This window comes from Thioclava kandeliae (genome assembly GCF_040297545.1).
Classification (GTDB): Bacteria; Pseudomonadota; Alphaproteobacteria; order Rhodobacterales; family Rhodobacteraceae; genus Thioclava; species Thioclava kandeliae.
The window spans coordinates 132,205-148,159 of sequence record NZ_JAYWLC010000004.1 but is presented as its reverse complement, the minus strand read 5'-3'; the positions used below and the strand labels follow the sequence as shown (position 1 = coordinate 148,159).

Annotated in this window: 13 protein-coding genes; 6 read left to right on the top strand and 7 right to left on the bottom strand. The window is 63.2% G+C overall.

All coding sequences use genetic code 11. The annotated features are described in order from the left end of the window. Positions 1 to 15 precede the first annotated feature (15 nt). Positions 16 to 1,695, bottom strand: a complete 1,680-nt coding sequence (gene dld / locus VSX56_RS06840; RefSeq protein WP_339112687.1) for a D-lactate dehydrogenase — start codon at positions 1,693 to 1,695, stop codon at positions 16 to 18. 181 nt (positions 1,696 to 1,876) lie between these two features. On the opposite strand from dld, the gene prfA reads away from it, so the two are divergent. From prfA to VSX56_RS06825, 3 genes are all read left to right on the top strand, one after another. Continuing rightward, positions 1,877 to 2,938, top strand: coding sequence for a peptide chain release factor 1 (gene prfA, locus VSX56_RS06835; protein WP_350935865.1), 1,062 nt, complete (start codon positions 1,877 to 1,879; stop codon positions 2,936 to 2,938). Positions 2,939 to 2,952: 14 nt separating this feature from the next. Further along, entirely contained in the window at positions 2,953 to 3,786 is an 834-nt protein-coding gene (gene prmC, locus VSX56_RS06830) for a peptide chain release factor N(5)-glutamine methyltransferase (protein WP_434096017.1), read from the top strand. A gap of 324 nt (positions 3,787 to 4,110) precedes the next feature. Beyond that, complete coding sequence (locus tag VSX56_RS06825) at positions 4,111 to 4,923, top strand: DUF4167 domain-containing protein (RefSeq protein ID WP_350935861.1); 813 nt, start codon at positions 4,111 to 4,113, stop codon at positions 4,921 to 4,923. 56 nt (positions 4,924 to 4,979) lie between these two features. On the opposite strand, the gene rsmA is transcribed toward VSX56_RS06825, so the two are convergent. From rsmA to lptF, 6 genes are all read right to left on the bottom strand, one after another. Next, on the bottom strand, positions 4,980 to 5,822 hold the full coding sequence (rsmA, locus tag VSX56_RS06820) for a 16S rRNA (adenine(1518)-N(6)/adenine(1519)-N(6))-dimethyltransferase RsmA (RefSeq protein ID WP_350935858.1): 843 nt from the start codon (positions 5,820 to 5,822) through the stop codon (positions 4,980 to 4,982). A 95-nt stretch (positions 5,823 to 5,917) separates the two neighbouring features. Continuing rightward, the gene (gene pdxA / locus VSX56_RS06815) at positions 5,918 to 6,889 is read right to left on the bottom strand and encodes a 4-hydroxythreonine-4-phosphate dehydrogenase PdxA (RefSeq protein WP_350935856.1); all 972 of its coding nucleotides are present in this window, start codon (positions 6,887 to 6,889) and stop codon (positions 5,918 to 5,920) included. A 79-nt stretch (positions 6,890 to 6,968) separates the two neighbouring features. Next, positions 6,969 to 8,249 (bottom strand): peptidylprolyl isomerase, encoded by a 1,281-nt coding sequence (locus tag VSX56_RS06810; RefSeq protein WP_350935854.1) that lies wholly within the window; start codon positions 8,247 to 8,249, stop codon positions 6,969 to 6,971. Positions 8,250 to 8,305: 56 nt separating this feature from the next. Next, positions 8,306 to 10,567: an LPS-assembly protein LptD gene (locus tag VSX56_RS06805; RefSeq protein WP_339112680.1), complete on the bottom strand. Its 2,262-nt coding sequence runs from the start codon at positions 10,565 to 10,567 to the stop codon at positions 8,306 to 8,308. A gap of 3 nt (positions 10,568 to 10,570) precedes the next feature. Further along, positions 10,571 to 11,686 carry an LPS export ABC transporter permease LptG gene (gene lptG, locus VSX56_RS06800; protein WP_350935851.1) on the bottom strand — a complete coding sequence of 372 codons (1,116 nt, stop codon included), beginning with the start codon at positions 11,684 to 11,686 and terminating at the stop codon, positions 10,571 to 10,573. Further along, positions 11,683 to 12,804, bottom strand: a complete 1,122-nt coding sequence (lptF, locus tag VSX56_RS06795; protein ID WP_350935849.1) for an LPS export ABC transporter permease LptF — start codon at positions 12,802 to 12,804, stop codon at positions 11,683 to 11,685. Before lptF ends, lptG begins: the two co-directional genes overlap by 4 nt. Positions 12,805 to 13,033: 229 nt before the next feature. Between lptF and VSX56_RS06790 the strand changes: the two genes are divergently transcribed. The 3 genes from VSX56_RS06790 to VSX56_RS06780 all read left to right on the top strand — a co-directional run bounded on the left by VSX56_RS06790 (position 13,034) and on the right by VSX56_RS06780 (position 15,928). Then, positions 13,034 to 14,497 (top strand): leucyl aminopeptidase, encoded by a 1,464-nt coding sequence (locus VSX56_RS06790; RefSeq protein ID WP_339112677.1) that lies wholly within the window; start codon positions 13,034 to 13,036, stop codon positions 14,495 to 14,497. 3 nt (positions 14,498 to 14,500) lie between these two features. After that, positions 14,501 to 14,962, top strand: a complete 462-nt coding sequence (locus tag VSX56_RS06785; RefSeq protein WP_339112676.1) for a DNA polymerase III subunit chi — start codon at positions 14,501 to 14,503, stop codon at positions 14,960 to 14,962. A 213-nt stretch (positions 14,963 to 15,175) separates the two neighbouring features. Further along, a complete protein-coding gene (locus VSX56_RS06780) occupies positions 15,176 to 15,928 on the top strand; it encodes a YoaK family protein (RefSeq protein WP_339112675.1) in 753 nt (250 codons plus the stop codon). Positions 15,929 to 15,955: the final 27 nt, after the last annotated feature.

The window sequence follows — 15,955 nt, the reverse complement described above, 5'->3', positions numbered from 1 at the left end:
CCGAGGGGGGCTTTTTCAATAGTAGTGCTTCTTGCGGGACTGTTTGCCAAGCCCCGGATTGAAACTGTTTGTCGGATCGCAGGCGCAATAATGGGCGGCCAGTTCTGGCTTGGCCTCGTAGAGATGGCCCACATTATGCTCGGCCGGATATTCGGCCCCGCGCTGGTCGAGGATCTCGAGCATCGCGTGTTTGAGCACCTTGGGATCGGCGCTTTTCTTCACGACATAATCCTGATGCAGCACATGGCAGAAGAAATGCCCGTAATAGAGCTTGTGCGCAATCTGGGCGTCGAGCGCTGCGGGCAGGGTCTCGAACCAGTCCTCGTCATTGCGGCGCAGCGCGATATCGAGGGCGACGATATCGGCCACATCCTTCTCGTGCAGCGCCATATAGCGCACCGCAGCCCCTGCGGCGGCAAAGCGGTGTAGCCCTGCGATCTTGGTCTCCCGCGCATCGCAGGCGAAGAAATCTGCCTCCTCGCCGTTACAAAGCGTTTCGAGCGTCTGTTCGGCAGCCTCGATCCCCTCATCTCGCATCTTCAGGATCAGATGATGCTCGAACCGGTCGCGGAAGGCGGTCAGCCGTTTGGGCAGGATCGAGGGCCAGAGAGTGGCAAAGAGTTGCAGGGCCTTGTCGGTCAGGTGGCGGGTCGGGCCGAACCGGTTCAGACGTCCGTCGATCGCGCCCTTGAGCGCGAAGAAGGCGGGCAGCCGGTCTGTGCCGAGCTTGTCGATGGCCAGCACGGTGTCCTTGCCGTATTTCTCGGTGATGTCGAAGGCGTCGCGATGCATGTATTCGCCGGAGATCGGCAGGACGGGGAAATCCTTGAGGATCGTCCGGCGCAAGCGCGTGAGGATCTCGGTCGAATTGGTGCCGATATAGAAGGTCTTGGAACGGTCGGGCCGCGCGAAAGTGTCGAGACGCACGGCAAAGACCGCGAGCTTTCCGGCACAGCCCGAAGCCTCGTAAAGCCGTCCCGGATCGGCGTTGAAACGCGCAGGCGTCGCGGCCTCGATATCGCGCACCCGCGCCGCATAGCCCTGATCGGAGGCATTGCGGTTACCGCCCGTGTCGATAGCCCCCCAGTCCCCGTGCTCGACGCGGCGCAAGATCTCTTCGGGTGATGATCCAAGATCGATTCCCAAGTGATTGACAAGATGCAGATTTCCATCGGCGTCGAGCTGGGCGAAAAGCGCCATCTCGGTATAGGAAGGGCCGCGCTCGATCAGGGCACCGCCCGAATTGTTACAGACACCGCCGATGACAGACGAGCCGATACAGCTCGATCCGATCACCGAATGCGGATCACGTCCGAGCGGGTCGAGCGCCTTTTCCAGTCCGAATAATGTGGCTCCCGGAAGCGCCACGACCTGCCGGCCCCCATCGAGAAGGTGGATCGCGTCGATGCGCAGCGTGGAGAGGATCACCACATCACGGTCATAGCTGCCCTTGGGGGTCGAGCCCTCGGTGAGACCGGTATTGGCCGATTGCATGATGATGATTGTGTCCGCCTTCACGCAGGCCTGCAGCACCTTCCACTGTTCCACGAGAGAGCCGGGGCGCACGACCGCCAGCGCCTCGCCGCTCCCCGATCGGTAACCATGCCGGAAGCGTTCGGTGGCCCGCGGATCGGTGAGAACATGGCGCGCACCCACGATAGATTTCAATTCGGCAATCAGGGGCGTCTCGGCCATGGGGCTCATCCTCGGGTGAAGGGTTACAGACTGGATCGGGATCAAGGATAGGGCGTGGATCCGGCCCAGTCATCCAAAAAATCAGTAATTGGTAAGAAAGTTTATCCAATACTGGTGTTGGGTCGCGTAATCCGGCGCGAGCCTCTTGACCGGCGGGTGGAAAACGGCAACAGCGAAACGCATGATACCCACTGACCGCCTGCATCAGATCCGCGACCGTTACGGTTTTCTCGAAGCCCAGCTTTCGAGCGGGCCGGACCCTGCCGCCATTGCGCGTATCTCGCGCGAATATGCCGAGCTCAAGCCGGTGGTCGAGCAGATCGAGAACTGGTTGCAGGCGCAAAACGATATGGCCGAGGCCGAGGGCTGGCTGGCAGATCCCGAAATGAGGGATCTGGCCGAGGAGGAGCTGCCGTTGATCCGCGCGCGCCTGCCGCAACTCGAACAGGCGCTGCGTCTGGCACTTCTGCCCAAGGATGCCGCCGATGCGCGGCCCGCAATTCTCGAGATCCGTCCCGGAACGGGGGGCGATGAGGCCGCGCTTTTTGCGGGCGATCTTTTGCGGATGTATCAGCGCTATGCCGACCAGCGTGGCTGGCGCGTCGAAATGCTGGAATATGCCGAGACCGAGCTCGGCGGGATCAAGGAAGTCATGCTGCGGATCGAAGGCGAGGGCGTGTTCGCGCGGCTCAAGTTCGAATCGGGAGTGCATCGGGTCCAGCGCGTGCCCGCGACCGAAGCGGGCGGGCGTATCCATACCTCTGCGGCCACTGTGGCCGTGCTGCCCGAGGCCGAGGAGGTTGATATCGACATTCCTGCCAGCGATATCCGTATCGATACGATGCGGGCGTCGGGCGCGGGCGGCCAGCACGTCAATACAACCGATTCTGCCGTGCGGATCACGCACCTGCCCACGGGGCTCGTGGTGACCTCCTCGGAGAAATCACAGCACCAGAACCGCGCCAATGCCATGGCGGTGCTGCGCGCAAGGCTCTATGATATGGAGCGCGCGCGGATGGATGCCGAGCGTTCTGCCGCGCGCAGGGGGCAGGTCGGCTCTGGCGACCGCTCCGAGCGCATCCGCACCTATAATTTCCCGCAAGGACGATTGACCGATCACCGGATCAACCTCACGCTCTATGCGCTGACACAGGTGATGGCGGGCGAGCTGGACGAGATCATCGACGCGCTGATCGCCGACGATCAGGCGCGGCTTCTGGCCGAGATGGAAGGGCAGTCGTGAGGATGCCGGTCATACTGCAGGGCGGGGTCTTGTTGCGCGAGGGCGTGGTGCTTTTGCGCGAGGCGGGGGTGGAGAGTGCCGCGGGCGATGCGCGCAGGCTTCTGGCCCATGCGCTGAAGATCGCGCCGGACCGGTTGACGCTGGCGTTGCATGACCCGGTGGACGAGGCGGCACAGGCGCGTTTCCGGACCTATATCGCGGCGCGCAGCCAGTTCCGGCCGGTGGCGCAGATCACCGGCGAGCGGCTGTTCTGGGGGCGGCCATTCCGTGTGACATCCGATACGCTCGATCCGCGCCCCGAAACGGAGGTTCTGATCGAACATGCGCTCGCGGCGCCGTTTGAGAGAGTGCTGGATCTGGGCACCGGAACGGGCTGTATCCTGTTGACCCTGCTTGCCGAAATGCAATCCGCGCAGGGGCTGGGGGTGGATGTGTCCAGCGCGGCTCTGGCCGTCGCGCAGACCAATGCCCTAGATCTCGGGCTCCAGCAACGTGCGGAATTCTGTCTCTCGGACTGGTTTTCCTCGGTGAGCGGACAGTTCGATCTGATCGTCTCGAACCCGCCCTATATCGCTGAAGACGAGATGGCGGGGCTGTCGCGCGATGTGCGCGACTGGGAGCCCCATCTGGCGCTGACCCCCGGAGGGGACGGTCTCTCGCCTTACCAGCGGATTGCCGAAGGGTTGGCGCGGTATCTGGCCCCTGCGGGGCGCGTGCTTTTCGAGATCGGTCCGACTCAGGGCAAGGCCGTCTGTGACTTCTTGGAGCATCAGGGGCTTGAAGAGTGCCGTATTTGGCCCGATCTTGATGGAAGAGACCGCGTGGTCGCGGCACGACGCCCCGCCTGAGGCGGCGCGCGCACATCATTGCGGGCGGAGCGGGCTTCGCTTTACGAAAATGTCACGCTATTTCGGCGACAATGAGCGAAAAAAGCGGTGAGAGAGGCAAATCCAGCTTGCAGGAACCGCCGTGACATGCTTATCAGGGGATGTGCACGGAGAAACCGAGTTTCCCGGCATGGCTCAGCTTCACACTGCGGGCTTGGTTGGAGGGCGCTAGACGCTTCGCACAACCAGACTGTCCCGCTCGGCGCGGTCTGATCACTTTCTGATCCGACCCAGACCTTGTCAAAACCGCTAGAATATATAGGCGGATAAATCGAACGAAAGCAGATGAGATCATCCAAATCACGTTCGCGTTCCAAATCGAACCGGCAGCGTTCCATCGGTAACATCATCAACCGGGTTTTCGAAAGCTCGGGGCCGGAGGGCAAGGTTCGCGGGACGCCGCAGCAGATCATCGAGAAATATCTTGGACTTGCACGGGATGCACAGCTCTCCAACGACCGCGTTGCAGAGCAGAACTTCCTGCAGCATGCCGAGCATTACACGCGTCTTCTGCATGAAGCACAGCGCGAGATGGCGCAACGCCAGAACAACAATCAGGGCAATGGCAACCAGAGCAATGGAAGCCAGAGCAACGGCAATGACGGGCAGGACGGGAATGGCCAATCGAACGGTCAGCCCAATATGCACTCGAACGGCAATGCCGATCAACGGCAGCCCGAAACGTCGGATGCAGAGACAGACACCCAGAGCGAATCCCGGAGCTGGCGCAAGCACGAGAGTGCAGGCGAGAGCGATGCCGTCGAGGCCGATGATTCCAATCTGGTAGAGACCCCCGAGAGCCGTTCGGAGCCACGCGGGAACCGCCGCGCGCCGCGTTCGGTCGAGACGGTCGTCTCCGATGCCGCCGATCTTCCGCTGGAGGCGCCGAAATCCTCGCAACCCGAGGACGCTCCTGCAGAGGCCCCTGCGGCCGAGGAAAAGCCCAAACGCCCGCGCAAGCCGCGTGCGAAGAAAGCCGATACGGCCGAGGGCGAGAAGCCCAAGACCACGCGCAATCGTCGGAAGCCCAAAGCGGCTGAGGGGGATGCAGCGGACGGCGCGAAACCTGCCGAAGATACATCCAAAGCAGCGAGCTGATCTTCCGTTCCCTATTGAAAAGCCGCCCGTGGTCACCACGGGCGGCTTTTTAGTGTTCAGCGGGCATCGATAATGCGGGACAGGCGGCACCATTCCTCGATGGTGACCCGCTCGGCGCGCTGGGTCGGCGGAATACCGGCGGCATCCAGCTTGGCCTCGATATCGGGAGCGACCGATTTGAGCGAGGCACGCAGCATCTTGCGCCGCTGGTTGAAGCCAGCCGCCACGACGCGCGAGAGGGTCTTGGCATCGGCCGGATAGCGTGGCTCGGGCAGGGCCTTGAGATGGACGACTGCCGAATGCACCTTGGGCGCAGGCGTGAAGGCCTCGGGCGGCAGCGACATCACGATACGTGCTGTCGTGCGCCACTGCGCCAGAATTGCCAGCCGTCCGTAATGGTTATCCCCCGGCTGCGCGACGATCCGTTCGGCCACCTCGCGCTGGAACATCAGGGTCAGGCTATCCCATTGCGGAGGCCATTCCTTGGGGGTAAGCCAGCGCACCAGAAGCTCGGTGCCCACATTATAGGGCAGGTTGGCGGCGATCTTGTAGGGCGTGCGCAGATGGGTGCTGACATCCACCTCCAGCGCATCGCCATTGATCACCTCGAGCCGTCCGGGATAGTGCGCTGCGATCTCGGCCAGCACCGGCATACAGCGCGGATCCTTCTCGATCGCCAGCACCTTGCGTGCGCCCTCGGCCAAAAGGCCACGGGTCAGCCCTCCCGGACCGGGGCCGACTTCCAGCACGTCGTGGCCTTCCAGCGCACCGGCGGAACGGGCGATCTTGGCCGTCAGGTTCAGATCCAGCAGGAAGTTCTGGCCAAGCTGTTTCTTCGCAACCAGCTCGTGGTCGCGGATTACGTCCCGCAGAGGCGGAAGCCCGTCGATCGCTGCCATGGCTCTATCCTGTCTGTTCTCATGCAAAAGGCCCGAAAGCACGGGCTTCCGGACCTGCATGGGGATAGGGGAGCCTCGCGCCTTAGGCAAGGGCCTTAGCGGCGGGCACGACCCATCGTATCGGCCATCTCGAGCGCGGCAATAAGGCTTGCGGGGCTGGCTTGACCGGTGCCCGCAATGTTGAAGGCGGTGCCATGATCGGGCGAGGTGCGCACGAAGGGCAGGCCCAGCGTGACATTTACCCCCGAGTCGAAGGCCAGCGTCTTGATCGGGATCAGCGCCTGATCGTGATAGGCGCAGATGGCGGCGTCATATTGTGCGCGGGCGGCCTTGTGGAACATGGTATCGGCGGGAAGCGGACCGCTGACTGCATAGCCCTCCGCGCGCAGATTGGCGATCTCGCGGATCATCCAGTCCTGCTCCTCGGAGCCCATCGCACCGCCTTCGCCTGCATGGGGATTGAGGCCTGCAATCGCGATCTGCGGATTCTCCAGCCCGAAATCCCGGCTCAGCCCGTTATGGGTGATCCGCACCGCTTTGCGCAGAACTTCCGCATTGAAAGCGGTTGGAACCTCGCTCAAAGCGATATGGATCGTGGCGGGCACAACGCGCAGCTCGTCACAGGCCAGCATCATCACCACATCGGCGCCGCCTGCCAGATGGGCGAGATATTCAGTATGGCCGGGAAAGGCGAAGCTGGCGCCGTCCTTGAGCACCTTCTTGTTGATCGGGGCCGTGCAGAGCGCCGAGCCCTCGCCGCGCATCACCAGATCGACGCCGCGCGCGATCACATCGACCACGGCGCGGGCATTATCGAGATCGGGCTCTCCGGGAATGGCGGCCTTGGGGAATTCATGCACCAGCACCGGCATGGCGCTTCCGGCATGGCTGACGGCCTCGGACGGATGGCCGATCTCGCGGATCTTGCTGCCACGCGGCAGATGGGCCGGATCGCCTAGCCACACGAAGGGAAGCCGCGCGCCCAGGGCTTCCCATGCCTTCACGGCCAGTTCCGGACCGATACCCGAAGGCTCTCCGCAGGTAAGGATGACAGGTGGTTGAGCCATGGGACTTATCCCTTGTTTACAATTAGTTGAAAGGAACAGCTAGGTCTGTTCCTTCCGCAATCAAGCCCGAAGCCGCCGCTCAGGGACGGGTGATCACCGCCGCATCCCGCAGATCGGCCAATAGCCCGTCCGCCTGGATCTGGATCTGACGGTTCTCGAGACCCGATTGTGCGGATTTCACCGTAGGCGTCTCGATCTGGCCATCCTCGCCCTGGCGTGCCATCTCGCGCGAGCACAGCATCAGTAGCGCCGTGTTGCCACCCTGCGACAGAAGCTCGGTCTCGCCCGGATCAAGCGTGCTCAGCGCGACCGAGATATCCTGCGGGAAGCTCGACGGGCTGCCGCTCTCGCGCACCAGCCGGCTTGCGGGCAGATCCTGCGCCAGCGGGTAGAGCGCATCGCAGGTATGATGGGCCGCACGGACCTGCGCCAGACGGCGGGCCGCTTCCTCGCTGCCTTTGGCGCCCAGCGTATAGAGCGCGTAATCGACCTTCTGGCTGCCCGATTGCGCGGGGCCGTTCTCGTCGATCGCGCGCAGGCGGAACACGGCCACCGCATTCGGGATCTCGATCGGACCGGTGGTCTGGCCCGGTTTCAGCGCAAGGATACGGGCACGCAGCGGTCCGGGCAGGTTCGAGACCGGCATCCAGTCGAGCGCCCCCCCGTTCTCGCGCGAGCGCGAGGCGGAGACATGGCTGGCGATGTCGGCAAACTGGGCGGCGCTTGCGCTGCTGGCCTGCTGGGCCAGTTGCATGGCTTCCTGTTCATGGCCCTCGGTGGGGATGATCAACTCGGACATCAGCACGCGGGTTGTCTGGCCGCGCTGCGAGGTCGGGCTCAGCGCGCGCTGGACCTGCAGTTCGGAAATCGCGATCCGGCCGCCGAATTGCGCCCGCACCACCTTGCGCCACAACAGGCCTGCTTTGGTGAAATCGCGGAATGTCTGTGCGTCGACACCTTCCTGACCGATGGCTGCAAGGAATTTCTTCGCATCGAGATTGGCGCGCGAGGCGAATTCTTCCATCCCTTGCTGGATTTCCTCATCCGTCACGCTCAGCCCCATACGCTTGGCTTCCCAGACCTGAAGCCGGTCGGAGATCAGCGCATCGATTGCGGCCTGGCGCGGGTTTTTCTCTGTCGTGCCAAGCACTTCGAGCATCCGCTCTCGCTGGCTGATCTCGTAGCTGGTGATCCCGAGGCCGTTCACGGTCAGCTCGGGGGCAAACATGCCCTGCGCGCTCACCGTGCCTGCGGGGGCCAGAAGGGCCAGTGCCAGAACCGAAACGCAGCCAAGTCGCGCCACCGTCCCACGCAATGCTTTAAAGCTCTTGCTTGTCGCCATGCCTGTGATCGCCGTCATGAATATACCTGCTTTTTCGTCATTGGCCCGCCTGCCGCGACAGAGGGGCAACTGCCTTATCTTACACAGACCTTGCTGGCCGAGGTTCCGTCATTGGCACCGCCAAATCCGGCCAGAGCAACAGAAAGTCCGACGCTTGTTTCGGGGTCCACATTAGTCGAGGACGTGAAGCGGCGCGAGAGGGAAAGATCGACGCTCACGCAATCATTTACCCATGTCACGCCGAGTTTAGCTTTGGCTGCGCGCTCGGCCACCAGATCGTAGCGCGCATCGAAGGTGCCCGACCAGCCGCGTGCCCATTTCCATTCGCTATCGAGTTGAAGCTCGGAAATATCCTCGCTCGTGCCGGCCAGGATATCCTTGTCCATCCACAGATAGCCTGCCGCCAGATCGTATTTCTCGCCCGAGAAGGCCAGACGCAGCTCTTCGCGTGTGGCATCGAACTCGTCATCGAACTGGGCGCGGTTCGAGAGCGTCAGCCCGTTCGATGTCTGCAAATTGCTTGCCAGCAGCCAGTCCGAGCGGTTGCCCGACAGCGCGCTGGTGGAGGAGAACTGGTCCAGATCCTCGGCATAGAAGACGCGGCCCACCGTGCTGCCCAGCGACCAGCCGGTGGCATCATAGCGCGTATAGCTGACGCCCAGATTGGCGCGCAGGCCACGCTCGCGCGCATCAAGGCCGGGGTAGCGCGAGAGGCTGAAGAGATTGCCTTCGTCGAACTCGCGCAGCGTGCTGTCCTCGTTTGGCGCGCGGGTGAGATTGTTGGGCGCCCAGACGACCTGCGCGATGGGTTCGATCACATGGGCGGCGCGACCCGTGGATTTGGTCCAAGGCCAGCGGATCTCGGTTGCGAGCTGCGGCTGGGCGCGCAGGATCGTGCTGTCGAAGCTGTCGTCATTATTGATGGCAAAGGCATCGGCGGCCAGCTGCGCCTGCGTGCTGGCGAGAATGCCATAGCCCAGAAGCCAGTTCCGCCGCCAGTTCGCGGTCAACGAGCTGCGGGTCATGTCGCGCCCGTCGGAGATATTGTCCCAATCGGGGCCATCGGTGGTGGCGTTCGAGCTACGGCGATAGGTCTCGAAATCCCAGCTCGCGGTCAGCTCGCCGCCGATCGTGGAGGGATGGAAGACCTTGGTCCATTCGGCATCGCCCGCAAGCATGGGGTCGGTCTCGTTGCTCTCGTCATCGCGCAGCGTATGGGTGCGACCGGCACGGGCCCAGACCAGCTCGTCGGGGCGCACCCGCTCGAGCTTCAGCCCCGACCACAGCCGGTCCGCATCGTCGATATCGTAATTCAGCAGATAGGCATCATCGGAGACGAGCTGCAGCTGCAGCCCCAGCTTGAACTCGTCGGGCAGGGTGAAGGAGCCATTGGCGAAGAGATAGCCCCGATTTGCCCCCTTGATGATCCCGTCATTGGAGAAGGCGCCCGAGATATCGATATTACCGTCATTGAATACACGGCGGTAGCGTAGGCCAAGGGTGCGGGTCCAGCCGCTCGAGATATAGGGTTCGACCAGGAGATCCTGCGTGGGATCGATGGCGAAGAAATAGGGGATCTTGACGCCCGTGCCGAGGCTCGAGGTGCTGCGGTAGCTCGGCGCCAGAAAGCCCGACATGCGGGTCACCGTCGGGTCGGGCAGACGCAGATGCGGCACCCATAGCAGCGGCACACCCCCGACGCGGAACTGTGCATCGTCGAAAGTTAGCTGGCGGGCGGCCTTGTCATGCGAGATCTGCCGCGCGCGGATCTCCCAGAGTGGGCGTTCGCCAACCACGCAGATCTGGCAGGACGAGGCCACGACATTGGTCATCCTGGTGGTGTTCTCGTCCTCGCGCTCGATCTTGGCGGCGGCGAGTTGCAATTCGCGTGCCAGAACCATCCGTGCGCCCAGAAGGATCCCGTGCTGGAGATCGCGCGACAGCTCGGCCTGATCGGCCAGAATGACCGCACCGGCTTCCTTGGGTTCGGTCAGCCGGATCGGGCCTTCCATCTTGATGGTGTTGGCATCGCGGTCATAGGTCACACGCCGTGCAGTGACGCGGTTTCCCTCGTAATAGATCTCGACCGAGCCATCGGCGACCAGCGTGGTCTTGCCGGCAATCGAGATCCGGTCGGCAATCAGGCTGGCAGGCACATCGGACATCTCGCTTTGCGTGCCCTCGCGGTCCTGCGCGAAGACGGGTGTGCCCAGAGCGGCGGTGCCGAGCACCGTGCCAAGGCACAGCGCCGCCATCAACCTTGCCGCCGGTTGGCCGTGGAAAGTGCCGGAACGGGTCGAAGGACGGGTTGCGGGCAGGGTCACGGGCAAGGTCATGGCTCAGCCATCCTCCAGATGCAAAAGCAGGGCAATCGAAAACATCACCGCAATTCCCGGCGGTGCCCATGCCGCCAGAAGGATCGGGATCTGGCCGCTATCGCCCAGAACCTGCGCCACGTTGCGCAGGAAGAAGACCCCCAACCCAGCGATCAGCGCCAGAAGAACCCGTTTGCCGATCCCGCCAAAACGGGTCGGGCGCATGGTGAACCCTGCCGCCAGTAGCACCATTGCCATCATCATAAGCGGTTGTGCAAGCTCCATCTGGAACCAGACCCGATGCTTGAGGGCCGAGAACCCTGCGGCATCGAGTGTGTCGATGAAGGCGGGCAACTGCCAGAGCGGAATCGAGGAGGGCGCGCCAAAGCTGTCACGGATCGAGCTTGCGGTAAGGCTCGTGGCCACCGTCAGCTGCGAGGAGGTCGAGGCATCGCGCTCGGGATTGGTCGAGCGGCCCAAGGGCCAGTCCTTGGCATTGAAGAGCCGCCAATGGCCTTTTTCCAGAACGGCACGGTCGGCCACTATGCGGCGCACGGCGAGGTTGTCGCCATCAAGCACGAGGAAGCTGACATCATAGAGCGAGGTCGCATCGCCATTGGCGCGGGCCGCCGAGATGACCGCCTGACCGCTGCGCTGGACGCCTGCGCTGTCCTTGTAGACGGCGCTCTGGCGCATCCAGACGCCATTGCGCCCGACCGAGACCACATCGCGCGTGCCATCGGTCTGGCTCAGTTCGTCATAGCGGTTCTGCGTGGCCGAAACCATCGGGTTGCCGACGCTGATCAGCAGCCCGCCCAGCACGAGCGCGGTCAATAGAGGGCTGATCAGGATGCCCAGAGCCGAGCGTCCCGAGGCGCGCATCACCACCAGTTCCGAGCTGCGCGCGAGATTGAGAAACAGCACCACCGCCCCGAGCAGCATCACCAGCGGCATGATCGTATAGAGCGTCTCGGGAATATTCAGAAGCGACAGCACGACGGCACGGGTGAAGGTCGCATCCTCGTCAAGCTTGCGCACTTCCTCGACCAGACCGATCAGGAACAGGATGCCCCAGAAACTGCCCAGCACCAGACCGAAGCTGCGCAGGAATTTGCGCGCGGTATACCAAGCGAGGATCATACCGCACCTGCCTTACGTCTCACGCGCTTGCGCCGCGCTGAAAGAGCCAGTAGCCCGATACTGAAAATCGCCCCGATGACCGCTGGCGCGAAGAGCACGGGCCAAAGGTCGGGCTGCGATTTGGCGAGGCTTTCGCCGACATTGGTCAGCACCTGCACCAGCACCAGAATGACCACCGCAAGCACGATCTGACGCCAGATCCCGAAGCGCGAGAAACTGCCCACCATCAGCGCGGCAAAGCCCACAAGGGCGGCCACCGGCGCCAGCAGCGGCTGGGCCAGACGCATCTTCAGTTCGAGCCCGATCTGGCCGGCGCTACTGCCTGTCTCCTGCGCCGATTGCGCGGGATGGCGCACGAGTTCCCATGTGGTCAGCTGTTCGAGTTTGCGGTTCACCTCCGTCGAGCCCTTGATCAGGCTGCCCAGATCATAGGTAAAGCTCGAGAACCGCGTGACCGAGAGATTGCGTCCCTCCGCGCGCAGGCTTTGTGCGATCCCGTTGAACAGCACGAGTTTAGGACCGGTCTCTGTGCGCATGATGACCGCCTTCTTGGCCAGATAGCTCATCCGGTTCCCGGGCTTGCGGTTATCCCAGAGGTAGAAATCCTCCAGCTCGCCATTATCCGAGATCTTGCGAATGTAGATCGAGACCCCGTTCACCGGATGCTGGAACCGTCCCGGTGTCAGCAGGCTGGCGGTAACATTCTCGGCCAGCTGCGCCTGACGTACGGCCAGTTGCGCGCGCGATTGCGGCACCAGAAAATGGGTCAGCACCGCCATCATCAGCCCGACAAGCACTCCGAAGAACAGGACCGAGCGCGCGATCCGCCACGGCGAGGCCCCTGCGGCCTGCATCGCCACCAGCTCGGATTCGCTCGATAGCCGGTTGATCGCATAGACCGTCGCGGCAAAGGCCGCCAGCGGCAGCACGACCCGGATCACATAGGGCAGGGTGAGGGCCGTGAATTCCAGCACCACGAGCGCGGTCTGGCCGTCCGAGATCAGTTGCTCGAACAGGCTTACCGCCCGGTTGACCCAGTAGATCGATACCAGAACAAGGGCGAAAAACCCGAATATCGCCATGAATTGCGATAGAAGATATCGGTCCAGACGGGTCACGGGGGCGTTTCTCTCCAAATCGCGGCGCTTGCGCGGCAGTCTTTGTCCCGTCTCTACCGCCTTGGCGCGCGCGGGAAAAGCCCGCATGCGGAATTTAGGCGCACCAAACCTGTGAAACCGTGCAGAAATCCGCCGCTCTCCTGCGCTCCACCGCTTTGCCGCATCCGCTTTTCAATCCCTCCGAAGCTTTGTAGGGTCGGGCCAACCGTGGACCAAAAGGGAGACCACCATGACCGACCCCGTTGCCATCAGCTTCACCGAAACAGATCTGGACGCGCTCGAGACCGCGCCCGGTCTGGTGGTCGTCTTTGCCGAGGCCGGACGCAATCTGGGGCTCGCGGGGCGGCGGGTGAACCGGCTGACGCGCGGGGCGCTCAAGCGCGCGGCGGACTCGGAGGCGTTTGCCAAGCTGGAGGCAGGGGCCGCGCTTCGGCTCGAATGGCCCTCGGGGATGGAGGCCGAGCTGGTGCTTCTGGTGCAATTGCCGCGCCGCGCCGATGTGGCGGTTGCCCGCAAGGCGGGCGCCACAATCGCCAGAGCTCTGGGGGAGAAGGGCGCGACCGTGCTCGTCGAAGGTCAGGTGCGCGCGGCGGAGATTTCCTTCGGGCTGGCATTGCGGGCCTACCGCTTCGATTACCACAGCACCGAGACACCCGCCTATGGGGCTGTGCGCTTCATGGCGACGAACCCCGAGAAGCTGGCGCAGGAAAGCGCGCCGATGGCCGCCTTGGCCGAAGGGGTGTTCTTTACCCGCGATCTGGTGAACGAGCCCGCCAATATCCTGACCACCTCCGATTTTGCCGCCCGTCTGGCGGCGATGCAGGAGCTGGGGCTCGATGTCGAGATCCTCGAGGAGGCCGATCTGGAGGCGCTCGGGATGCGCGCGCTTCTGGCTGTGGGGCAGGGCTCGGAAAGCCCTTCCAAGGTTGTAGTCATGAAATGGAATGGCGGAGGGGACGAGCCGCCGCTGGCGCTGATCGGTAAGGGCGTGGTGTTCGATACCGGCGGGATTTCCCTCAAGCCGGGCGCGGGTATGGAAGAGATGACCATGGATATGGGCGGCGCGGGCACGGTGGCGGGCGTCATGCGCACGCTCGCGCTGCGCAAGGCGCGGGCCAATGTGGTGGGTCTGGTCGGCCTCGTCGAGAACATGCCCGACGGGAAGGCCCAGCGTCCGGGCGATATCGTGACCTCGGCCAAGGGCGTGACCATCGAGGTGATCAATACCGATGCCGAAGGCCGCCTCGTGCTGGCCGATGTGCTCTGGTATGCGCAGGAGCATTTCGCGCCCTCGGCGATGATCGATCTGGCAACGTTGACGGGGGCCGTGATCGTGGGGCTCGGGCACGAGAATGCGGGCGTGTTCACCAATAACGAGAGCTTCTCCGAGGCCGTGCTCAAGGCGGCAAAACTCGAGGGCGAGGGCGCATGGCCGCTGCCCTTGCAGCCCGCCTATGACAAGCTGATCAAATCGCGTCTGGCAGATATCAAGAACACCGGCGGTCGCGCGGCCGGTTCGATCACGGCGGCGGCCTTCCTCAAGCGCTTTGTCGAGGCGGATGTACCGTGGTGCCATATCGATATCGCAGGCGTGGCGCTGCCGCCCTCCGAGACGGAGCTCGCACCGAAAGGCCCGACCGGCTGGGGCGTGATGACGCTCAACCGGCTGATTGCCGAGAAGTTCGAGGGCTGATCGATGGGGGCTGCGCTGTTCTATCATGTCACCCAGTCCTCGGTGCCGGAAGTGGTGGTCAATCTGGCGACCCGCGCGCTCGATCAGGGATGGAAGATAGAGTTGCGCGGCACGCATCCCGAACGGATGCAATGGTATGACCGCAGCTTGTGGGAGATGGGCGGGCCGGAAGGCTTCCTGCCGCACGGGCTGTCGGGGGGCGCATATGACGCGCTGCAACCGGTCCTGCTGTCGACCTCGCCCATGGGCGAGGGACGTCAGGCAGTGCTCAGTGTCGACGGGGCTGCCGTGACCCCCGAGGAGCTGGACCGCCACGAGCGTGTCTGGATCCTGTTCGACGGCCATGACCACGAGGCGCTCGCAACCGCACGCGCCCAGTGGAAAGAGTTCACGCAGGCCGGTGCCAAGGCGCAATACTGGTCCGAGGAAAGCGGGCGCTGGCAGATGAAAACCGAGAGCAGATAACCTCTGGTTGCGTTATCATCACGATAAGTTCATGGAAATACTGGATAAGGTTTTTTGATACCGGCATATTGATGCCTCAATCTTACACCTTTGGCGGGAATTTGCTGCACCGCCGCATATCCGACGCAGGGACACTCTTGCCCGCGCGAAAATACTCCCGACATGATGGGAATGGTCCTCCAACCTCCCCGCAACTTCATCGAGGGTTTGCCCATGCCTCATAGAAACGCCTCCCTGAAAGCGATGCGCCTGTTCACCGCCCATCGCCGTGCCCCCGAAGCCGATCGCTGGCTCGGGATCGTTCTTGCGCTGATCTCCGGCTCGCTCAATGCGGGCGCATTTCTTATGATGAGCCAGTATGCCTCGCATATGACGGGCCATCTGTCGCAGATGGCGGGCAGTCTGGTAGCCCATAATATGCGGCTTGTGCTGCTCAGCTTCTGTGTGCTGGTCCTGTTTGTTTCGGGGGCGGCGCTGGCTTCGGCCATGATCGCGCGCGGCTTTACCCGTCACTCGCGGCTCACCTATTATGCGCCGCTTGCGCTGCAGGCGCTGCTGATGGCGGTTCTGTCCAGCGCCGAGATCCTGCCACAGCCCTGGGAGGGGCATGTGGGGTTGGGTCTTCTGGCCTTTATTATGGGGCTGCAGAATGCCACCATCACCCGTATCTCGGGCGCGCGGATCCGCACCACCCATGCCACAGGTCTGCTGACCGATATGGGAATCGAGATCGGGCGCGGGCTATACGGGCGCGGTCGCGAGAGCTGCGAGGACGGGTTCGACCGCGCGCGGCTGATGCTCTTCGTGCAACTTGTTGCGGCCTTCGTGCTGGGCGGGATCGCAGGCGGGCTGGGTCATGGCGCCTTTGGCTGGACCTTCGCGCTTGTGCCCGCGGTCGTGCTGTTGGCGATTGCCGGTCTGACCGCGCCGCGTGCGGTGAAGGCCATGAGCCAGAACATCGCCTGAAACCTGCCGGAAATGCGCGAAACGGGG